Raw genomic sequence first — 21,593 nt, forward strand, 5'->3', positions numbered from 1 at the left:
CGTAAGGCGAAGGGCCGGCCACGGTTTGCTTTCGAACGACTCTGCAAAGCAGCCGGAGTGAGAAAGCAAACCGTGGCCGGCCCTTCGCCGCCGGGACACGTACCCCCAATTAACTGTTCTTCATGACAATCGAATCCACAACATCGGCCACATTCTCGCAGCAGTCGGCGCAGTACTCCAGGAAGGCGTAGACGTCACGCCAAGCGATGACCTCGAGCGGATCCTTGCCGTTAACGTGCAGGTTGCGCATGGCGTTGATGTAGAGCTCGTCGGCCTCGGACTCGATGGTGTTGATCTGGATGACCAGCTCGCGCAGCGTTTTGGACTTGCGGTAGTTGGGAAGCTCGACCATCAGGTCTTTCATGGCGCGGCAGGCGTCAGTCACCTTGTGGGCGATGACGATGGCGTCGGGATGGATGCTCTGAATGTTGGTGAAGTAGACGCGCTGCACGACGCCCTCAATACGGTCGAGCACGGTGTCGAGCGCGCAGCTCATCAGATCCAGATCCTCGCGCTCGAGCGGGGTGATAAAGGCGGTGAGCAGGGCGTCTTCGAGCTCGTGGTGCTTCTTGTCTGCCGCATGCTCAATCGCATGCATCTCCTCGAGCATGTCGTGGATCTGCGCGGGATCAAAGTTCTCAAAAATCTTGATGAGCAACTCTGCGGCCTGGACAGCAAGGTCGGCACAGGCGACGTAGTTGTCAAAGTAGAACGAATCGGGTTTCTTTGCCATGGGTGGGTCCTTTCGAGGCGAAGACGGGTGGGCGAAGTGTTGCGGTCCAGATGGACGTTCGGTTTGACTAGAGGAACATCATGAACAGCTTGGCCATGACAAAGCTGATGAGTCCGCAGGCGGGGAAGGTGAAGAACCAGGTGAACATCATGTCCTTGACGACGCCGAAGTTGATGGCCGAGAGGCGCTTGACGGCACCGACGCCCATGATGGCGCAGGTCTTGATGTGTGTGGAGGACACGGGGATGCCGGTAAGGGTGGCAAGCAGCAGGTTCGCGGCGCCCGCGAGGTCGGCGGAGAAGCCCTGATACTTCTCGAGCTTAACCATGCTCTGGCCGACGGACTTGATGATGCGCTCACCGCCCACGCTGGTGCCGATACCCATGGTGGCCGAGCACAGCAGCATAATCCAGATGGGGATGCCTGCATCGCCGACGCTCGTCTGGCCGCTGGCAAAGGCCACGCCTAAAAAGAGCACGCCGATGAACTTCTGTCCATCCTGCGCGCCGTGCATAAAGCTCATGGCCGCAGCGCTCGCGATCTGAGCGTATTTAAAGAAGACATTGGCACGTCGCCTGTTGGCGGCGGCGAAAAGAATCGAGACGAGCTTGCACAGGACCCAGCCCATGACAAAGCCCAGGCCGATGGAGAGCGCCAGGCCGTAGATGACCTTCATCCACTCGTGGACGTTGACGCTGCTCGCACCGCCGAGGGCGATGGCGGCACCGGTCAGGCCGGCGATAAGGCTGTGGCTTTGCGAGGTGGGGATGCCAAAACGCGACGCTGTGGCGCCGTAGACGACGATGGAGAACAGCGCCGCGCATAGGCAGGCGAGCGCCATGGTGCTGTTTCCGCCAAAGTCGACGATATGTGAGATGGTGTTGGCGACGCTCGCGTTAAAGTGCGTCATGATGAGCACGCCGAGGAAGTTGAATGCGGCGCTCATGAGAATGGCGGCGCGGGCGGGCATGCAACGCGTAGTGACGCAGGTCGCGATGGCGTTGGGCGCGTCGGTCCATCCATTGACGAAGATGGCGCCCAACGCGAGGATCACGGTGACGGCAAGGACTGGGTTCGACGCAATTTGGCCGAGGAAGGTTGAGAACGTTACGTCCATATATGGGCTTTCTCGAAGTTTGCAGACACGTTACAAAAACATGATAAATCGTATCACCTCCTGCGGGTCTCTTTACCGAGTTCTGATGGGAGAAGTGGACTTTTTGGCACTAAAATTGAATATTAGCCCTGTTGACCGCGGGTGTTCTTTTTGCTAACACGCCATGCGGACACGTGCGATTACTACGACACTCCAAAACCACAGTCTGTTCGCTTTACAACATACAAACATGCGTTCGATAATAGGAGGCATGGAATATCGACAGACAGACGGCAAAACTCGGCGCGTGCACAAGCAGTATGTGGACGTCGTGGCCCGCATCCTCGCGGGCGGACAGGTCGTGCCGGTCACCGTCTGCTGGGTCGACGGCCGTTGTTTTACGATCGACGAAATTATCTCGACCACCGGGTTTGGCCTGATGGTCTACGGCATCCGTACGGCAACATATAAGGTGCGTTTTGGCGGGCACGCGACCGAGTTGTATCTGGAGGACCAGACGCGCGAGCGGGCAGACGGCTCGCAGGCACACGTGATGCGTTGGTGGGTCTGGGCCTTTGATCGTACGCTTGAGGGCGAGCGCCGTAGGTAAGGACGTGCGGCATTCGGGTACAATGGCAGGAATCTTGTCACCTACGGCGCTGTCGTGCGCTTTTTGAAAGGACGAAGTATGAACGATATCCAGGGCTATCAGAACGGCCCCATCGAGACCGGTGCAAGCCGTGCCAAGGAGATGTCGCCGCGCGCGTACAACCTTGTCATGTCTGCCCTGATCTTTTTGGGCTTTTGCGCCATGGGCGTCGGTGCTTACTTTACGAGCACCATGTCGTTTGCGCGCATGATGATGAGCGGCGCCGCTTTGCCGCTGGTCTTTGGCTCATTTATTTTGACCATCGTCGGCATGGTCATGATGTCGGCCGCCGCCAGTAAGCAGTCCGTGGGCCTGTCCCTTGTGGGCTACGTAATCTTTGCGAGCACCTTTGGCCTGACCGCGTCGTTTGGCCTTGCCAACTACGACCTGCCCACCATCAACACTGCCTTTATCGCCACGGCCGCCATCACCTTTGTCTTTGGCGCCTTGGGCGTGACGTTCCCCAAGTTTTTCCAGCGCGTATATGGCATCGGTTTTGGCATTCTGCTCGCCACTATTCTGGTTGAGATCGTGCTGATGTTCATGGGCGTCTCGCAGACCATCACCGATCTGATCGTAATCGTGGTGTTCGCCGGCTTTATTGGCTACGACACCTATGTTGCCACGACGGTGCCGCCTACGCTGCCCAACGCCGTGCTCATGGCGTCCAATCTGTTCGTGGACATTATCAACGTGTTCCTGCGCATCCTGAACATCCTTGGCCGTCGCGACTAGTGGCGAATTGCGGCGGTGCTTGCCGTGCGTGTAAATCGATGCGAAAGGCGGTCCTTCGGGGCCGTCTTTTTTGTGCTCGGCGGGGTATCATGGATGGGAAAAGCCGATAGCGGCAGCGACAGGAAAGGTGACCACTTATGGCAGACGTCGACAACAGGAACCGTAACCGCAGGTCCAACCGAGCGGGTCAGCCCAATCCCAAGCGCGAGGCCCGTGCCAAGGCCGCCGAGCGTCACGTGGCAACTGTGTCCGAAGCGTGCGCCAAGGATATCGAGCGTTCGCTTGCCGGCGTGTGCGAGTTCGATGGTATGCCTGCCGGTTTTGTCGCGGCGATGAAGGCCAAGGTTCAGAGTGCTGTGGCCACCGAAGAACAGGTTGCCGAGGACGTCGAGGGCGCGGAGGCTGCCGAGGTCGAGGCAGCGCTCGAGCCCGTCGAGGAGCCTGCCGAGGAAATCGCCGAAGCTGAGTCCGCGCCTGCTGAGGAGCCCGCTGCGTCCCTGCCTGAGGTCACCGTGCTCGATGCCTCCGCCACGCAGGCCATCTTGGACAACGGTCGTGGCTATGCGCAGTTCTGCGACATGGCCGTGCTCGCCTTTGCCTCGTTCACCAATCCGGGCGGTGGCTATATTCAGGGTTATCTGGGCCAGGAGGCCACGCTGTGCGCCGATTCGTATCTGTACAACGTTCTCGATAAGCAGCGCAAATGGTACGGCGAGAACCGTCGCCGCAACATCAACTGCGAGCTTTACCGAAACCGTGCGCTGGTGGTGCCTGCGGTGCGCTTCGACCGCAACCACGTGCATGCATACGCCGACGTGATCGTGGCCGCCGCGCCCAACGTTAAGCGCGCCCGCCAGGAGTATCGCGTGAGCGACGATGCTCTGCTGGATGCCCTGCGCGACCGCATTCGCTTTGTGCTTGCCATCTGCGACGAGCTAGGTCGCGAGAAGCTCGTGCTGGGCGCTTGGGGCTGCGACAACAACGGCTTTGACGCAGAGGCCGTGGCCGAGCTCTTCCGCAAGGAGCTCGCGTCGGGCGACTTTAAGGTCAAGCAAGTCTTCTTTGCCGTGCCTTCTACGCGCTGGGATGAGGATTTTGCCAAGTTCGAGCACGTGCTGGCAAACTTCCCCGAGCGCAACGAGGAGTCCTATGCCCAGGTTGCCGCTCGCGCTGCGGCAGCTCGCGCCGCCGAGCAGATCCAGGCTGCTACCGAGGATGATGAGGACGAGGACGATTGGCGCAAGTACCTGTAATCGGTACGTGCTGACAGATGGGTCGAGCCGGCGGGAGAGGCTGCTTCCGTCGGTTTTTTACTGAGCGAGGGGCTTACGATGAAAAACGTTCTATGCTTTGGCGACAGCAACACCTATGGTTACGATCCGGCGGGCATGCGCGACGGCACCGCGGTGCGCTATGCGCAGGATGTGCGCTGGTGCGGCGTGGCCCAACGTGACTTAGGCGAGGGCTGGCATGTAATTGAAGAAGGCCTCAACGGCCGCACGACGGTACGCGACGACATGTGCCATCTGAACACCAATCTTAACGGCATCCGCGCACTGCCGATGCTGCTCGAGGCCCATAAGCCGCTGGACGCCATTGTGATCATGCTGGGCACCAACGACTGTAAGACGGTCTTTAACGTGACAGCTTCCGATATCGCCCGTGGCGCCATGGCGCTGATTCGCGCCGTCCGCGCGTTTCCGTGGACCGACGCTGCGCCTTGTCCGCGTATTCTGCTGATGGCACCTATCAAGATCAAGCCGCAAATCGCCGATGTATATATGACCGATTTTGACGAGCGTTCCGTCGAGGCCTCGGAGCATTTTGCTGAATACTATGCGCACGTAGCCGAGCAGTTTGGCTGCGACTTTTTGAATGCAGCGGAGTTTGCCGAGCCGGGCGATATCGACTATCTGCATATGATGCCCGAAAGCCATGAGAGCCTGGGTCACGCCGTGGCGGCCAAGCTCCAAGAGATGCTCGGTGAGTAGTGCGATCCCAAGCCGCCGCAAAGGTGTCTGTCCCCTTTGCGGCGGTTTGGGCTGCGAATCTTAATACTGCCACATGTGATTGACGGGGCCGGAACCTTTGCCCATGTTCAGGCCGGCGGCCAGAGCGCCTGTCAGGTATGCCTTGCCCGCGTTGACGGCGTCGGCAAGATCCATGCCCTGGGCCAGCGCGCAGGCGATGGCGGACGAGAGCGTGCAGCCGGTGCCGTGCGTGTTGTCGGTCTCGATGCGCTTGTGGCGGAACCACGTGGTGAGTGGATCTCCCAGATGGTTGCCCTCGTCATCGAGTGGCGCGGGTTCGGCCAGTACATCGTTGGCCTCGTTGACAAGATGCCCACCCTTAACGAGGGATGCGCAGCCAAAGCGGCGGGTGAGGAGCATGGCGGCATTTTGCTGCGTGCGCTCGGAGTCGACCTCGTAGTCGAGCAGGGCCATGGCCTCGGGAATATTGGGCGTGATAACCGTCGCTAGCGGGAACAGGCGGCGGGTGAGCGCCTCGGCGGCATCTTCGGCAATCAGCCGTGCGCCCGAGGTGGCTACCATGACGGGGTCGACGACCACGTTTGTCGCGTTCCAGGAGCTCAGGCGGTCGGCGATAACATCGATAATCTCGGCAGAGGAAACCATGCCAATCTTGACGGCTTTGGGGCGGATATCGTCAAAAACGGCATCGATCTGCGCCGCGACAATATCCGGGGAGATGTTCTGCACGGCGGTGACGCCCAGGGTGTTCTGTGCGGTGATGGCGGTGATGGCCGTCTCGGCATACAGGCGGTGCGCCGTGATGGTCTTGATGTCGGCCTGAATGCCGGCGCCACCGCTGGAATCGGATCCTGCGATGGATAGAACGGCAGGTACCTTACTGCGATCCATGTTCGCTCCCTTGTTCGGTCGGAATCAAATGGGTCTATAAGCCAGCATTATAAAGATGCCCGGGCCGACTCTATGTCGAACCCGGGCGGGCGATGCAATCTTTACGCAAATGCAAGCAAATGTTCACACGTCAACAATTGACAGGCACCAGCTCGCCGCCAGAAGCGGCCGCGGCGACAGGGCTAGTCCTCCATGCCGAGGTCGATCGTGGTGCCCTCGAAGATCTTGTTGACGGTGCGGACGGCACACATCTTGCCACACATGGTGCAAGTGCCCTCGGTGGCGGCGGGGGACTCCTCGTAGCGCTTCTTGCCCGTAACCGGGTCGAGCGCGCACTTCCACATAGCGTCCCAGTCGAGCTTGCGGCGTGCCTGGCCCATCTTGTCGTCCATGTCGCGGGCGTGGGGCACCTTTTTGGCGATGTCGGCGGCGTGTGCGGCGATCTTGGTGGCCATGAGGCCGTCGAGCACATCCTGGGCGTTGGGCAGGCATAGGTGCTCTGCCGGTGTCACGTAGCACAGGAAGTCGGCACCGGAGCTGGCGGAGATGGCGCCGCCGATGGCAGCGGTGATGTGGTCGTAACCAACGCCGATATCGGTCACCAGCGGCCCGAGCACATAGAACGGAGCATTGTGGCACAGGCGCTTCTGCAGTTTCATGTTGGCGGCGATCTCGTCGAGCGCCATGTGACCCGGGCCCTCGACCATGACCTGGACGCCGGCGGCCCAAGCGCGCTTGCACAGCTTGCCCAGCTCGATCATCTCAGCGGTCTCGGTGGCGTCGTTGGAGTCGTAGAGGCAGCCCGGGCGGCAGGAGTCGCCGAGCGAAATCGTCACGTCGTACTCGTGGCAAATCTCGAGCAACTCGTCGTAGAACTCATAGAATGGGTTCTCGTTACCGGTGACCTCCATCCAGCCAAACAGCAGTGAGCCGCCACGGCTCACGATGTTCATCAGGCGGCCGGTCTCCTTAAAGGTCTTGGTGACCGACTTGTTTATGCCGCAGTGGATGGTCATAAAGTCCACGCCGTCCTCGGCATGCGCGCGCACGACTTCGAACAGGTCGTCCTTGGTAAGCTTGACCAGTGGCTTTTCCATGTAGCCGATGGCGTCGTACATGGGGACGGTACCCACCATGAGCGGCGTCTCGTCGATGAGCTGCTGGCGGAACTGACGTGTCTTGCCCGAGTTGGAGAGGTCCATGATGGCATCGGCGCCAAAGTCCTCGGCGATCTTGACCTTCTTCCATTCCTCGGCGGCATCGGCCTTGTCGCCCGAGATGCCCAGGTTGACGTTGACCTTGGTGGACAGGCCCTCGCCGACACCAAAGGCGCGCATGCCCTTTTTGACGTGCACGATGTTGGCGGGAATGGCGATGCGGCCGTCGGCCACGCGCTCGCGGATGTACTCGGGGTCGCGATGCTCGCGCTCGGCGACTTCCTTCATCTGCGGCGTGATCTGCCCGGCACGGGCGAAGTCGATTTGCGTGACGAGCTTGGGCTCGGTCTGTGTGCTCATTGGCACGGCTCCCTTCGTTGGCATTACCCATATCAGGTTTGCGGGTCAGGGCGGGCGCGCCCAATCTCAGCCTGCCGTCTTGTCCCGCAAGCTCCCCGTTTATGTAATGGGCTCAAGTATAGCCTGAATGGGTACGATTGGGCCAACGAGCGTGCCTGTGGGGAGGCGAACATGGAAGACAAGCATCTATATCGAGAGACACAATGGGATGTATCGGCCGAGGAAAGCCGTGCGCACCATGGCCTTGTCGCGATTGGTTTTGCGGTGCTTGCCGTGTTGGTGATTGCCTTTTGTATTTGGACGTTCGGCGGTCGTGGCGGCGTCACCTGGGGGTTTGAAGCCGACGATGCCCTGCCGATTATGACCATGAAAGTTTCTGGTGGCAACACGGTTGCCGCACCGGGCGACTACTGGTATCCGCGCGACGAGTTTGTGCAGCTGCAGTTGAGCGGCGGGTCTATTCCGGGTGAAGAAATCGAACGCGTGACGTTTGATGAGGCACTCAAAACACTCATGGTGAAGCTCAAAGATCAGGGCGATGTGCCTACGACCATGGATATCGCTCTGACGGAGTGGCGTCTGGAACCTCCGTCGGGCGTTACGGTATCCGACGTAGAGCACGTTAAGATTACCTACCAAGATGGCTCGACGAGCGAGATTGCAAAGGCCGATGGCTTGGCGGAGTAATGGGGTGTTTGGAAACGGCGGGCCTATTGTGCCTGCGCGTTCATGAAAACCAGGGTGTTTTTGTCTGAAAGCTCGGGGATGTGCCGATAGCCGATGTTGAATGCGGTAAGTTCGCTTGCATCCTCGAGCTTGTTTTCTGCCATCCACCGCACCATGGAGCCGCGCGCCTTTTTGCTGGCGGTCGACCGTTGGATGGGCTTCCCGTTGCGGATACCCTCGCCAAAGAGGCATGTGACGGCCGTGGCGTCGTCCGCGAGGTGGGGCAGAACGGCTTTGGCATACTCTACGCTGGCGAGGTTGACGATCGTGGTGTTTGAGCCTGCCGGGGCGGTAGCCCGCGCGAGCTTGTCACCCCAAAACGCGTAGAGGTCTCGGGCATCGTCAACGGCGAGCTTCGCGCCCATCTCCAGCCGATACGGTTCGACGGCATGAAAGGGACGAACGCACCCGTAGAGGCCGGAGAGGATCCACAGGTGGCTTTGCAGCCAGGCGAGCTGTTCGGCATCCATTACCTCGGGTGCCATGCTCTGGTACTGAATGCCGTGATAGGACATGATGGCAGGGGAGATGCGGCGCGCGATACCGGAATCGGCAAGATCGCCGTTTCCCAAGATGGGCTCGAACTCATGCAAAATGTCGAGACAAGGGCCCAGCAGCTTGTTGCTGACGTTCCACAGAGCTTGTAGGCCGCTGTCGCCTTCGGTTCGTTCGATGTCCAAGAGCGCATGGTGCAGCTGGGCGGTCTCGCGCGCAAAGGGCGGAATCCCCTGAACTTCAAAAGCATCTTGTGCCGCGCGCATTTGCTTGGCGGGCGAAACGATGACCTGCAGCATGGACTCTCCTCTGCCAAAAAAGTTGCGGTGGAATACGGTCTGTTTTGGCCGTTTATGGGCCAGTTTAGTCCGTATTTCACCGCAACTGATGAAGGGTTGGTTAGGCTCGCTCGATGAAGGCCTTGTAACCGCGATATGCCTCGTAGATGTCGGCCTTGTTGGCGACCTCCCACAGGGCGTGCATGGACAGGACGGCAACGCCGGAGTCGATGACGTTCATGCCGTACTTGGCCATGATGTAGGCGATGGTGCCGCCGCCACCAGCGTTGACGCGGCCGAGCTCGCAGGTCTGGAAGTCCACGCCGGCCTCGTCCATGATGTCGCGGACGAGGGCCACATACTCGGCGTCGGCGTCGTTAGAGCCGCCCTTGCCGCGGCTGCCCGTGTACTTGTTAAAGCACAGGCCGCGACCCATGAAGGCGGCGTTCTTGGTCTCGAACTTGCCGGCATAGCCCGGGTCGAAGCCGGCGGACACGTCGGAGGAGAGCATACGGCTGCGGGCGAGCGCGCGGCGCAGAGCCAGCGGGCTGTCCTCGCCGGCGAGCATCATGATCTCGGCGACGGTGTTCTCGAAGAAGCGACTCGTCATGCCGGTGGCACCCACGGAACCGATCTCCTCCTTGTCGACGATGAGCGTGATACTCGTGCGCTCCACGTTGGTGACGTTGATCTGGGCGAGCATGGAGGGGTAGGCACAGACGCGGTCGTCATGGCCATAGCCCAGAATCATGGAGCGGTCGAGGCCCATGTCGCGGGCGGGGCCGGCGGGCACGACCTCGATCTCGGCGGAGAGGAAGTCCTCCTCCTCGACGTCGTACTGCTCCTTGAGGATATCCAGGAACATCTGCTTGACGGGCTCCTTGGGGGCGTCCTTGTCGTCCTCGTCAAACTTGACGGGGCGGCCGCCCACGATCACGTCGAGAATCTCGGCATCGACGGCGTCCTTGGCAGGTTTGGACATCTGCTCGCTCGAGAGGTGGATCAGCAGGTCGGAGATGGTAAAGACCGGGTCGTCCGCCTTGTCGCCGATATTGATGTCGACGGTGGTACCGTCCTTTTTGCAGATGACGCCCACGAGTGCGAGCGGGGAGGCCACCCAGTGGTAGCTCTTGACGCCACCGTAGTAGTGCGTGTCGAGGTAGGCCATGTCGCCGGCCTCGAAGGCGGGGTTCTGCTTAAGGTCTAGGCGCGGCGAGTCCACGTGGGCGCCCAGGATGTTAAAGCCCTGCTCGAGCGGGGCGTTGCCCAGGTTGACGAGCATGAGGTCCTTGCCGTGATTGGCGGCGTACACCTTGTCGCCTGCCTTGAGCTCGCGGCCTTCGGCGATCACGGTCTCCAGGTCGACGTATCCCGCCTCCTCGGCCATCTTGATGCCGGTCTTGACGCACAGGCGCTCGGTCTTGTTCTCGCTCAAAAACTGCTTATAGCCGCGGCAAAGCTCCTCGAGCTCCTCGACTTGCTGTGGCGTGTACTTTTTCCATGCGCAGGGACGCTCCATGACGCAGGCTCCTTTCGGATCGATCGTGCTGGTTGATGTACCGTGAGCCATCGTATCACGCGCGGGCTCACGGTGGCGGGGGAGCTTGATGTGAGGTGGCCGCGGGGCGGGGAGCGTGTAAACTGGAGTGAGCAAACCGTGCCCAGCCCAAAGCGAGGTATTTAATATGTCTGACAAGCGCCGCACTTTTGCCGTTATCGACGGCAACTCGCTCATGCACCGCGCCTTTCACGCCGTGCCGCCGACCATGAACGCGCCGGACGGTCGCCCCACCAACGCGATCTTTGGCTTTCTGAACATGTTTCTTAAGATGATTGATGCCTTTAACCCCGACGGTGTGGTCGTGGCGTTTGACAAGGGTAAGCCGCGCGTGCGCATGGAGATGCTGCCGCAGTATAAGGCGCAACGCCCGCCCATGGACCCCGATCTGCATGCGCAGTTCCCTATGATTAAGGAGCTGCTCACCGCGCTCAACGTGCCGATTCTGCAGTCCGAGGGCTGGGAAGGCGACGATATCCTGGGAACCATGGCGCGCCTGGGCGAGCAGGCCGGCTGCGACATGCTGCTGGTGACCGGCGACCGCGACATGTATCAGCTCGTGACCGAGCACGTCAACGTGGTCTCGACCCGCAAGGGCCTGTCCGACGTGGCGATTATGACGCCCGAGAGCGTGGATGACCTGTATCACGGCATTACGCCGGCGCTCGTGCCCGATTTCTACGGTCTGAAGGGCGATACGTCGGACAACATTCCCGGCGTACCGGGCATCGGCCCCAAAAAGGCGAGCGCGCTTATTGCGCAGTATGGCAGCCTGGACGAGGTCATCGCGCACGCCGATGAGGTCAAGGGCAAGATGGGCGAGAATCTGCGCGCACACATCGATGACGCGCTGCTGAGCCGAAAAGTCGCGACCATCCGCACCGATGCGCCCGTCGAGCTCGATTTTGAGGCGACGTCCTTCCCGGCGTTTTCTGCCGACGAGGTCTCCGCGGCGCTGGGCACGCTTGGTATCACCGCTATGCAGAACCGCTTCCTGGCGCTGATTGGTGGTGAGGGCGGGGTTGTGCCCGCTGCCAGTGCGTTCGAAATGCCCGCAGTTTCGCGTGCCGCCGCTGGCGATGCTGAGGCACTTGCCGCCGTGGCGGCCGAGGTTGCCCGTGCGATTGATGCGGGCGAGTGGGTCGCCGCCGTGGTGGACGACGACAAGGAAGAGGGCGCGCTCTTTGGACTGACGCGCACGCTGTGGTTGGCGACGTCCAAGGGCCTGTTCGCGCTCGAGGAAGCCGATGACGGCATGCCTGCCGCTGTCGAGGGCTTCAATTTTGCCCACGGCGTGATCGCTGGTGTGCTCGCGCGCCTGTTTATGGAGGGCCGCGTGGCGAGCCCGGACATGAAGGCGCTGCTGCACGAGCTTTCGCCTATCGATTCCTCTGAGCCCGAGCTTATGGATCCGCTGGCAGTCGATTCCACGCGCATCTTCGATACCGTGGTTGCCGCCTACCTGCTGGATTCCGGCCGCTCCGAGTTCGATGAGGCATATCTTGCCGATGCGTATCTGCAGATGTCGCTGCCTGCGGCGCGCGGCGCAGATGGTGCTGGTGAGGACGCTCCGGCGCCTGCCGCTCGCACGGCGGCCTTGATGCTGGCGCTGGTCGCACCGCTGCGCGATCACATGGCTCGTGAGAACGCCGCTAACGTGTTCGACGGCATCGAGATGCCGCTTGTGCCGGTGCTTGCCAAGATGGAGCGCGCGGGCATGCTCGTGGATCCCGATCGGCTGCGCAGTCTGTCCGAGGACCTGGCGACCCAGATCACCGAGGTCGAGCGATGCATTCGCGACCTTGCCGGTGACGAGACCTTTAACATCGGCAGCCCCATGCAGCTCTCGCATGTGCTGTTTGATGTAATGGGCCTTCCGACCAAGGGTCTCAAAAAGACCAAGCGCGGCTACTATTCGACCAATGCCAAGGTACTGAGTGATCTTGCCCGCGACCACGAGATTGTTCGTCTGATCTTGGACTGGCGCGAAAAATCCAAGATCAAGTCCACCTATCTGGACACGCTGGGCCCGCTGCGCCGTGGTGACGGCCGCGTGCATACCACGTACAACCAAACCATTACCGCAACAGGGCGTCTGTCCTCGAGCGACCCGAACCTGCAGAACATCCCGACGCGCTCTGAGCTGGGCCGTACCGTCAAGACGGCGTTTTCGGCAGGCGAGGGCAGCGTCTTTTTGGCGGTGGACTACTCGCAGATCGAGCTGCGTCTGCTGGCGCATCTTTCGGGTGACGAGCATCTGGTGCGTGCCTTTAACGAGGGCGAGGACTTCCATGCCGAGACGGCCGCGCGCGTGTTTGGCGTTCCCGTGTCCGAGGTGACGCCCGACCTGCGCAGCCGCGCCAAGGCCGTGAACTTTGGCATCGTGTACGGTCAGCAGGCCTACGGTCTGTCGCAGTCGCTGCACATCTCGATGGCCGAGGCGCGCGACATGATCGACCGCTACTACGAGGCCTATCCGGGCGTGCGTACGTTCCTCGACAACGTGGTGGCACGTGCCAAGCAGACGGGCTACGCCGAGACCATGTACGGACGTCGTCGCCATATTCCGGAGCTCAAGGCCAAAAACCCGCAACTCCGTGGCTTTGGTGAGCGCACGGCCATGAACCACCCCATGCAGGGAACCGCCGCCGACATCATCAAGATCGCCATGGCCCGCGTAAGCCGTCGCCTGGAAGAAGAAGGCTTTGCCGCCCACATGATCCTGCAGGTACACGACGAACTGGACTTTGAGTGCCCCGTCGACGAAGTCGAGCGCCTAACCACCATGGTCCGCGACGTCATGGAACACGTAGTAGACCTCCGCGTCCCCCTAATCGCCGAAGCTTCGACTGGAGTGACCTGGGCAGACGCCAAGTAAGGGCACGACCACAATTCCAAAGTAACCAAAACCAGAAGGACGCCCCTCATCAACAAGGAGCGTCCTTCGTTCAATAAAAATCAGCCAAAGTATCTAGGCGCCAAGACGCCATCCATGCGGCAAGCAAGTCAACGTAGCCATGCCCGGGGCCGGCCGTTTGATTTTTGTAGATTCCGCACGAGCCGAAGAGCACTTAATGTGCTCTTCGAGCGAGCCCAGGACCTGACCGAACAAAAATCAAACGGCCGGCCCCGGGCATGGCGGCGAGTTTAACGAGCCGCCAAGATGGCGTCGATGAGCGTCAGTACGCCCCCGTCGTTGTTGCTCGGAATGCGCCACTTAGCGTGCGCGTTCATGTGCTCCTCGGCATTGTCCACGATAAAGCTATGCCCGACGCGCTCCAGCATGGGGATGTCGTTGTAGGTATCGCCCACGGCGGCAGCATCGGCAATATCGATGCCCAGGTGCTCGCACAGGTGAGCGATGCCGGCGCCCTTGTCGACGCCCAGGTTCATAAAGTCGATCCACTCGCGCCCGGCGTTGGTGACGTAGAGCTTGTCCGAGAACTCGGGGCTATAGGTCTCGCGGAAAGCGGGCTCGGCGTCGTAGCCGGGGAAGAAGACCGAAATCTTGTTGGACTCGAAATCAATGCCCTCAAAGCTGTCGACGTAGTTGATTGTGTTGTAGTAGACGCTGATCTCGTCGTGGTATTGATGGTCGCGGGCAAGCACGTAGAACTCGTCGAAGCAGCACAGGACGGGGACAGCGCGAGGATCCTCCGAGGCACGGCTCAAGACCTGCTGATACAGCTCCACGTCAATATTGCTCTTATAGATATAGCTGCCGCGATAGATCACGCACGCTCCGTTGTCGGGACAAAAAGCAAGGCGGTTTTTGATGCCCTCGAACATCTCCTCGAGCTTGGGGGCGGGACGTCCGCTGGCGGGGCAGAATACGATGCCGGCGTCGGCGAGCTTGTCCAGGCGCTCATCAAGACCCTGGGGCAGCACACGCTCGTCGGTCAGCAGCGTCTTGTCCATATCGACGGCGAGAATCTTAATGTTGCCGATGTTGGCGTCCGATTCGTAAGTTTGCATAAAAATGCGCCTTTCGTTTCGAGATTGTTTCAGACGTTATAACCATCAACTAGTAGTCGAGCGTATTTTCGCAGGAATGGTGCGTATTTGCACCACGCTTCACAAAGTAATGAAAAAACTTTTCAGAAATTTGAATTTGTCGCTTGTGCTGCGGGCACTTTAGCGTAATATAGCGACCATCGAAAACGGAGACGGAAAAAACAACCGCTTACCGAGTAAAAGGTACCGTTTACGATATTTGAATTGCGCCCGGCGATACGTGAAAGGAGAGGCAGATGCAGTTCGTAAAGATCATCACCACTGCAGACAATGCCATCCGACGCCAGCGCGCAATTTCCCGACGACGATAACAATCGTCTCTGTCCGCATGGGGCGAATTGCCTCAACAGAGTCATTTTGAGGTCGTTGGGTTTTAGCACGACATTGCTGCATGTTTCTAGGGCATGTATGTGCTGATTTTTGCTATTTAACCTGATATTGCACGGTATATGACCTTGAAATGACTTGCAACTGACCGATGTTCTAACTAGCTACCAAGGGCGAAAGGAAACAGCCATGAGCAAGGAAAAAGTCGTTCTCGCATATTCCGGTGGTCTTGATACATCCGTATGTGTCAAGTGGCTCCAGGACGAGAAGAATCTCGATGTCGTTTGCGTCTGCGGCAACGTGGGCCAGGAAGAGACCGGACTGGATGCCAAGAAGCAGAAGGCGCTCGACCTGGGCGTTCTCGATTGCCAGGTGCTCGACCTGCGCGACGAGTTCTCCGATGAGTTCCTGACCAAAGCCATCGCCGCAAACTCCATGTACGAGAATAAGTATCCGCTGCTCTCCGCCCTGTCTCGTCCGCTGCTTGCCAAGAAGCTTGTTGAGGTCGCCCACGAGTTTGGCGCGACCTACGTCGCCCACGGCTGCACTGGCAAAGGTAACGATCAGGTCCGTTTTGAGGCCGCCGTCAAGGCCCTCGACCCCGAGCTCAAGGTTATCGCCCCGGTTCGCGAGTGGGACCTGAAGTGCCGTCCCGACGAGGTCGCCTATGCCCACGCCCACAACGTGCCGGTTCCCGAGGGTGCCAACGACAACCCCTACTCCATCGACGACAACCTGTGGGGTCGTGCCATTGAGTGCGGTCACCTGGAGGATCCCTGGAACGAGCCGCTCGACGACGCTTGGGTTATGACCAAGAACCCCGAGGACACGCCGGACACCCCGACCTACACCGAGATTGAGTTTGAGGCCGGCAAGCCCGTCGCCGTCGACGGCAAGAAGATGAAGCTCTCCGAGATCGTTATCGCCCTCAACAAGATCTCCGGCGACAATGGCTTTGGCCGTCTCGATCTGGTCGAGGATCGCCTGGTGGGCCTTAAGAGCCGCGAGTGCTACGAGGTTCCCGGCGCCCTGACGCTCATCACCGCTCACAAGGCGCTCGAGGACATCTGCGTCGAGGGCGACCTGCTCAAGACCAAGATCAAGCTCGAGCAGGATTGGGCCACCGCCGTGTACAACGGCCAGTGGTACAGCCCGCTCAAAAACGCGCTCGATGCCTTTATGGCCGATACCCAGAAGTTCGTGACCGGCACTGTCCGTCTGAAGTTCTTTAAGGGCAACTGCCATGTCGTCGGCCGCAAGAGCCCCTTCAGCCTCTACGACTACGGTCTGGCTACCTACGACCGCGACACCACGTTTGACGAGAAGGCCAGCGCCGGCTTTATCGAGATCGATACGCTGTCGCTCAAGACGTGGGCAAAGGTCCAGGGCCCCAGCTCTGCTGCCGCCCAGGCCTAGCGCCTCCTTCCCTTGGTATCCGCGCGGCCCATCCGCGTGATACATAACGGGCGCACGGGGTCCCTACCTTTCGTTATGCTTGCTGACACTTCTTAACATCGGTGGCCCCTACGTTCCGCCCGCATATATGATGCCGCGTCTGCGGCTGAGTCCGAGCCCCGCCGGGGTTGTCCGGCGGGGCTCCTTCTATCAATTTGGCGGCTCTGCGCCTATATATATGAGGAGTATCCATTATGTTCAATGCTATCGCGCATGCTCTACTTGCCCTCGCGCCCGAGTTCGATGCTGCAAAGGTCGAGGACGTTCCTATGAGCCTGAAGGCCTGGATCGATGGTTCGCAGGGCAACATCCGGAGGGAGACGTTGGGCGCCAAGTGCATGGCGCGTCACTTCTTTGCAAATTAGCCACATGGCCCCGCGCGCGGCAGGGAGTGTGTAAAACTAGCGGTTGATAAATCGCTTTAGCGACAGGGCACATTGCTTTGGACGCTTGTTTTGGTATTTGGAGAAAGGAGACGGTTCCATGGCTCTTTGGGGCGGTCGTTTTGAGGCGGGCGTGGCCGAGGTCACGCAGGAGTTTGGCGCGTCGCTGCCGGTCGACAAACATCTCTATAAGCAGGATATCGCCGGCTCTAAGGCGCATGCCAAAATGCTGGCGGCCAAGGGCATCATCAGTGCCGAGGACGAGCAGGCGATTGCCAATGGCCTGACCGGAATCGAACAGGATATCGATGTCGGCAACTTCACCTTCGATATCAACGATGAGGACATTCATATGTCCATCGAGAGCGAGCTGACGCGTCGCATCGGCGAGGCTGGCAAGCGCTTGCATACCGGACGTTCGCGCAACGACCAGGTGGCGACCGACACGCGCCTGGGCGTCAAGGCGCTGGCCAAGGAGCTCATGGAGGCCAATCTAGAGCTGCGCCATGTGCTGGTGGATGCGGCTAAGAAGTACGACAAGGTGATTTTGCCGGGCTACACGCACATGCAGCACGCTCAGCCCGTGCTTCTGTCGCATCATCTGCTGGCGTATTCCTGGATGTTCGCGCGCGACTTTACACGCCTGAAGGCCGCCTTTGATGCCGCCGACAGCTGCCCGCTGGGTGCTGCCGCGCTTGCCGGTACGAGCTATCCGCTCGATCGTCAGATGACGGCTGCCGAACTTGGCTTTGCGGGCGTGATTCCCAACTCGCTCGATGCGGTTTCCGACCGTGATTTCCTGCTCGATCTGCATTACGCCGGATCCGTCATGGCGATGCACCTGTCGCGTCTTTCCGAGGAGATCGTGCTGTGGTCGAGCTCCGAATTTGGCTTTATCACGCTTTCAGACTCCTACTCCACCGGCTCGTCTATCATGCCGCAGAAGAAGAACCCCGACTTTGCCGAGCTTATCCGCGGCAAGAGCGGTCGCGTGTACGGCAACCTGGTGCAGCTGCTGGTAACCATGAAGGGCTTGCCGCTTGCTTATAACAAGGACTTGCAGGAGGACAAGGAGAGCGCGCTCGATACCGCCCATACGCTCATGCAGTGTCTGTCGGTTATGGCCGGTATGATTTCGACTTGGACCGTCAACGAGGATGCCATGGCGCGCGAGTGCGGCGTGGGGCACCTTGCCGCCACCGATGTTGCCGATTACCTGGCTAAGCGTGGTCTGCCGTTCCGCGAGGCACATGCCGTGGTGGGCCATCTGGTCCTGATGTGTGAGAAACGTGGCTGCAATCTTGAGGACCTGCCGTTTGAGGTGTTCCAGGAGGCAAGCCCGCTCTTTGAACGCGATATTACCGAGGCGCTCGACATCCCCTCAATTGTCGCCGCGCGTACGACCGAGGGCGGTACCGCCCCTGCCGCCGTTGCCGTGCAGCTGCAGCGCGCCGAGGCACAGCTCGTGGCCGACGAGGGCGTGTTTGGATCGCTGACCAAGGTCGTCGAGATGGGTCATGGGGCAAAGTAGAGGTTTGGCTGAAGCCGTTTTGGCCATGTATTGATAAATCGTTTTTTGCTTTTACGGATATCTGCTGATGCGGACGCCCGTATTTTGTTGCTATGGGGAGGGGCTTGTCGAGAACTTCTGTAGGACCTTTGGGCAGGTTGTGAAGGGGGTACGTTCGCGGGCGGCAACCGACCGTCTGCTCTGCTCGATGCGGTTGATGGGCAGTCGGATGGTACTCTAATCGAGCTTCGAAACAGAAGTGACACATATGGAACGCTTCAATAAATTGCAACGTTTCAATAAACAGCTTTTTGTTTAACTGCAGCTAAAACTCTGTTACGATGCAGTCCAGGCGGGTGCCGGAATGGGACTTGGGCACGCGCGAACCTACTTGAAAGGCTACTTTTATGGCTATCGAGAAGACCTTCATCATGATTAAGCCCGACGCCGTGCGTGACCGCAAGATCGGCGAGATTGTTGCTCGCATCGAGCGCAGCGGCCTTGTCATCGAGCGCATGGAGATGACCACGCTCGAGCGCGCTACCGTCGAGGAGCACTACGCCCATCTGGCCGACAAGCCCTTCTTTGGCGGTCTCTGCGACTTTATGACGAGCGGTCCGGTCGTCAAGATGGTCGTTTCCGGTCTCTCCGCTGTTGCTAAGATGCGCACCCTCATGGGTGCTACCAACCCGCTTGACGCTGCTCCTGGTACCATCCGCGGCGACTTTGCCGTCGATGTCAACGCCAACGTGATCCACGGCTCCGACTGTTTGGAGAACGCCGAGATTGAGATCAAGCGCTTCTTTGGCTAAACCAGCTTTGACTCCTTAAAGCTGTTAGCGTGTGGCTTGGGCGCCGCGGAACTCCATCTGCGGCGCCCTTTTATTCCAAAATCTATGCAGGGGCCCGCTCGGACATGTGTTCCGAGCGGGCCCCTGCTGTTAGCTTGTGGCACTGAATAGTTTAGGCTTCGTCGACGATCTTAAGGCCGCGCGTGTGGTCGATCTCGTTGAGGAGGTTAACGCGACGCTCGTGGCGACCACCCTCAAACTCGGCGTCGAGCCACTCGTCGACGATCATCTTGGCGAGCTCGGAGCCCACGACGCGGGCGCCAAAAGCGAGCACGTTGGTATTGTTGTGCATGCGGGAGAGCTTGGCGCTGAAGGGCTCGGAGCACACGACGGCGCGTACGCCCTCGACCTTGTTGGCAGCCAGGCTGATACCGACGCCGGTGCCACAGATCAGGATGCCCAGATCGACGTCGCCGTTGGCTACGGCCTTGCCCACCTTGTAGCCGGCGATGGGGTAATCAAAGCTCTCGGAGGTGTCGGTGCCAAAGTTCACGACCTCACAGCCGCGCTCCTTCAGGTGCTCGGAGATGATGTTCTTGAGCTCGACGGCGGCATGGTCGTTGCCGATACCAATCTTCATGAGTGGTTCCTCTCTGGTCCGTGCGGCGGAATTGCTAAAGGTTTTACCGCGTTCGACTGCATGATAGCGCGACTTTTGTGTAAACGCTCGGGCGTTTTTTGGCCAAACGCTTTAGCATGCAACAAGACCGGCTTCTCATGAATGAATGCTGTCAGTTTGTGCTTGAGCGCCGTCCGCCGGAACCATGGTTGCGGTTTTTGATGCATTGTTATCAAATAAAGGAGCTAACTTTTTTGAGAGCCCAGCCCGTTATGCAAGCAGGAGATACCTATGCCCACCGATTCCATCCGTGATGCCGCGTTTTGCGATGTTTTAAACCGCGAACTTGTCTGTGCACTCGGCTGCACCGAGCCCATTGCCGTTGCCTATGCAGCGGCGCTGGCGAGCCAGACGCTCGGTTGCGAACCCGATCATATGGACGTTGCCTGCTCGGGCAACATCATCAAGAACGTCAAGAGCGTGACCGTGCCCAACTCGGGCGGTATGCACGGTATTGAGGCCGCGGCCGTGCTGGGTGCCGTGGGCGGCGACGCTAAGAGCGCGCTCGAGGTGCTCGAGAGCGTTAACGATGAAGACCGCGCTCGCGTGGCCGAGCTCCTCGCCGACGCCGGCTACTGCGATGTGTCGCTTGTCGAGGGTGTGCCCAACCTCTACATCAAGGTGACTGCGACGGCCGGGGGCCATACCGCGGTCGTCGAGATTACCGATCACCACACTAATGTCACGTGCCATACGCTCGATGGTATTCCGGTATGCGGCAAGTCAGCGGGGGAGTGTGCCGCCTGCGCCGAGCGCGTGGTGGCCGAGCGTGCGGCAGATAACGCCGATACCCCTATGAGCGTTGAGTCCATCATCGACTTTATCGAGGACGGTGACATTGAGGACGCCCGCGCTGCCGTTGAGCGTCAGATTGAGCTGAATGGCGCGATCAGTGCCGAGGGCCTTGCGCACGCTTGGGGCGCCGAGGTGGGTCGTACACTGTTGGGCGCTCGTGCTGATGACGTCGCCTGCCGTGCCCGTGCCCGTGCGGCCGCCGGGTCCGACGCCCGCATGAACGGTTGCGCGCTGCCGGTCGCCATTGTGTGCGGCTCGGGCAATCAGGGCATTACCTGCGCATTGCCCGTCATGGAGTATGCCGAGTACCTGCGTTGCGACCACGAGCGCCTGGTGCGCGCCGTGATGCTGTCCGATCTTATCGCCGTGCATATCAAGAGCTATATTGGTGCGCTCTCGGCGTTTTGCGGTGCTATTTGCGCTGCGTGCGGCGCCGGCGCTGCGATTACCTGGCTGTGCGGTGGCACGCGCGAACAGATTGGCGCGACGGTCTCGAATACGCTTGGCAACGTGGGCGGCATCGTGTGCGACGGCGCCAAGGCGAGCTGTGCCGCCAAGATCTCGGCTGCCGTCGATGCGGCGATTCTGGGCCACGATATGGCCATGCAAGGCCGCGGCTTCCGCGCCGGCGAGGGCCTGATCCAAGATACCGTTGAGCAGACGATCGCCAGTATGGGCTACGTAGGCCGCGTGGGCATGAAGGACACCGACGTCGAGATCCTCAACATCATGATCGGCAAAACCCAGGTTTGTTAGTTACGCGGTTTTACCAAACCGCGTAACCAGTCGACGCTGCAAACGCCCCTAAGCGGCAATCTGCCTTTCAATCGTCGGGCATGGCCAGAAGGCCTATGCCCTCCTCTTTCAAGGCACATTGCTCGCTTAGGGGCGTTTTCGCTCATATGACCCAATCCGCTGTCAAGAGCCACAATGGCCCCGCCGACCGCTTGCAATCGGTCGGCGGGGCCTG

General features: G+C 59.9%; 19 protein-coding genes. 11 read left to right on the forward strand and 8 right to left on the reverse strand.

What is annotated here, in order from left to right; translation table 11 throughout:
* Nucleotides 1-109: 109 nt before the first annotated feature.
* The gene (locus GPK39_RS05205) at nt 110-733 is read right to left on the reverse strand and encodes a DUF47 domain-containing protein (protein ID WP_117655140.1); all 624 of its coding nucleotides are present in this window, start codon (nt 731-733) and stop codon (nt 110-112) included.
* Between the two features lie 67 nt (nt 734-800).
* Nucleotides 801-1,850, reverse strand: coding sequence for an inorganic phosphate transporter (locus tag GPK39_RS05210; protein WP_215674181.1), 1,050 nt, complete (start codon nt 1,848-1,850; stop codon nt 801-803).
* 250 nt (nt 1,851-2,100) lie between these two features.
* Here GPK39_RS05210 and GPK39_RS05215 point away from each other — a divergent pair, with 250 nt between their 5' ends.
* The 4 genes from GPK39_RS05215 (at nt 2,101) to GPK39_RS05230 (ending at nt 5,204) form a co-directional block, all read left to right on the forward strand.
* Entirely contained in the window at nt 2,101-2,439 is a 339-nt protein-coding gene (locus GPK39_RS05215) for a hypothetical protein (protein WP_156327678.1), read from the forward strand.
* Between the two features lie 78 nt (nt 2,440-2,517).
* Nucleotides 2,518-3,213, forward strand: coding sequence for a Bax inhibitor-1 family protein (locus GPK39_RS05220; protein WP_161162103.1), 696 nt, complete (start codon nt 2,518-2,520; stop codon nt 3,211-3,213).
* A gap of 137 nt (nt 3,214-3,350) precedes the next feature.
* The gene (locus GPK39_RS05225) at nt 3,351-4,466 is read left to right on the forward strand and encodes a TIGR02452 family protein (protein ID WP_215674182.1); all 1,116 of its coding nucleotides are present in this window, start codon (nt 3,351-3,353) and stop codon (nt 4,464-4,466) included.
* A gap of 78 nt (nt 4,467-4,544) precedes the next feature.
* Nucleotides 4,545-5,204, forward strand: a complete 660-nt coding sequence (locus GPK39_RS05230; RefSeq protein ID WP_215674184.1) for an SGNH/GDSL hydrolase family protein — start codon at nt 4,545-4,547, stop codon at nt 5,202-5,204.
* A 60-nt stretch (nt 5,205-5,264) separates the two neighbouring features.
* Here the strand turns inward: GPK39_RS05230 and thiD are convergent, their stop codons facing one another.
* Together thiD and thiC are read right to left on the reverse strand one after the other, a co-directional pair.
* A complete protein-coding gene (gene thiD / locus GPK39_RS05235) occupies nt 5,265-6,095 on the reverse strand; it encodes a bifunctional hydroxymethylpyrimidine kinase/phosphomethylpyrimidine kinase (RefSeq protein WP_215674186.1) in 831 nt (276 codons plus the stop codon).
* Nucleotides 6,096-6,277: 182 nt separating this feature from the next.
* A complete protein-coding gene (thiC, locus tag GPK39_RS05240) occupies nt 6,278-7,612 on the reverse strand; it encodes a phosphomethylpyrimidine synthase ThiC (RefSeq protein ID WP_215674188.1) in 1,335 nt (444 codons plus the stop codon).
* Between the two features lie 171 nt (nt 7,613-7,783).
* On the opposite strand from thiC, the gene GPK39_RS05245 reads away from it, so the two are divergent.
* Nucleotides 7,784-8,299 (forward strand): hypothetical protein, encoded by a 516-nt coding sequence (locus tag GPK39_RS05245; RefSeq protein ID WP_195919434.1) that lies wholly within the window; start codon nt 7,784-7,786, stop codon nt 8,297-8,299.
* A gap of 23 nt (nt 8,300-8,322) precedes the next feature.
* Here GPK39_RS05245 and GPK39_RS05250 read toward each other — a convergent pair whose 3' ends face one another.
* Entirely contained in the window at nt 8,323-9,132 is an 810-nt protein-coding gene (locus GPK39_RS05250; RefSeq protein WP_215674190.1) for a YaaA family protein, read from the reverse strand.
* Nucleotides 9,133-9,232: 100 nt separating this feature from the next.
* Entirely contained in the window at nt 9,233-10,630 is a 1,398-nt protein-coding gene (locus GPK39_RS05255) for an aminopeptidase (RefSeq protein ID WP_195239078.1), read from the reverse strand.
* 166 nt (nt 10,631-10,796) lie between these two features.
* Here GPK39_RS05255 and polA point away from each other — a divergent pair, with 166 nt between their 5' ends.
* Nucleotides 10,797-13,547: a DNA polymerase I gene (polA, locus tag GPK39_RS05260; protein ID WP_215674192.1), complete on the forward strand. Its 2,751-nt coding sequence runs from the start codon at nt 10,797-10,799 to the stop codon at nt 13,545-13,547.
* 269 nt (nt 13,548-13,816) lie between these two features.
* Here polA and GPK39_RS05265 read toward each other — a convergent pair whose 3' ends face one another.
* Nucleotides 13,817-14,644 carry a Cof-type HAD-IIB family hydrolase gene (locus tag GPK39_RS05265; RefSeq protein WP_215674194.1) on the reverse strand — a complete coding sequence of 276 codons (828 nt, stop codon included), beginning with the start codon at nt 14,642-14,644 and terminating at the stop codon, nt 13,817-13,819.
* A gap of 555 nt (nt 14,645-15,199) precedes the next feature.
* On the opposite strand from GPK39_RS05265, the gene GPK39_RS05270 reads away from it, so the two are divergent.
* The 4 genes from GPK39_RS05270 (at nt 15,200) to ndk (ending at nt 19,170) form a co-directional block, all read left to right on the forward strand.
* Nucleotides 15,200-16,426: an argininosuccinate synthase gene (locus GPK39_RS05270; RefSeq protein WP_035138001.1), complete on the forward strand. Its 1,227-nt coding sequence runs from the start codon at nt 15,200-15,202 to the stop codon at nt 16,424-16,426.
* A 233-nt stretch (nt 16,427-16,659) separates the two neighbouring features.
* Nucleotides 16,660-16,830 (forward strand): hypothetical protein, encoded by a 171-nt coding sequence (locus tag GPK39_RS05275; RefSeq protein ID WP_156058436.1) that lies wholly within the window; start codon nt 16,660-16,662, stop codon nt 16,828-16,830.
* Nucleotides 16,831-16,948: 118 nt separating this feature from the next.
* The gene (gene argH / locus GPK39_RS05280; RefSeq protein WP_215674195.1) at nt 16,949-18,379 is read left to right on the forward strand and encodes an argininosuccinate lyase; all 1,431 of its coding nucleotides are present in this window, start codon (nt 16,949-16,951) and stop codon (nt 18,377-18,379) included.
* A 386-nt stretch (nt 18,380-18,765) separates the two neighbouring features.
* Entirely contained in the window at nt 18,766-19,170 is a 405-nt protein-coding gene (gene ndk, locus GPK39_RS05285) for a nucleoside-diphosphate kinase (RefSeq protein ID WP_006234152.1), read from the forward strand.
* 151 nt (nt 19,171-19,321) lie between these two features.
* Here ndk and rpiB read toward each other — a convergent pair whose 3' ends face one another.
* The gene (gene rpiB / locus GPK39_RS05290; RefSeq protein ID WP_035138007.1) at nt 19,322-19,789 is read right to left on the reverse strand and encodes a ribose 5-phosphate isomerase B; all 468 of its coding nucleotides are present in this window, start codon (nt 19,787-19,789) and stop codon (nt 19,322-19,324) included.
* 270 nt (nt 19,790-20,059) lie between these two features.
* Here rpiB and GPK39_RS05295 point away from each other — a divergent pair, with 270 nt between their 5' ends.
* Nucleotides 20,060-21,379, forward strand: a complete 1,320-nt coding sequence (locus tag GPK39_RS05295) for an L-cysteine desulfidase family protein (RefSeq protein WP_195520759.1) — start codon at nt 20,060-20,062, stop codon at nt 21,377-21,379.
* Nucleotides 21,380-21,593: the final 214 nt, after the last annotated feature.

Source organism: Collinsella aerofaciens, assembly GCF_018785245.1.
GTDB lineage: Bacteria > Actinomycetota > Coriobacteriia > Coriobacteriales > Coriobacteriaceae > Collinsella > Collinsella aerofaciens_AD.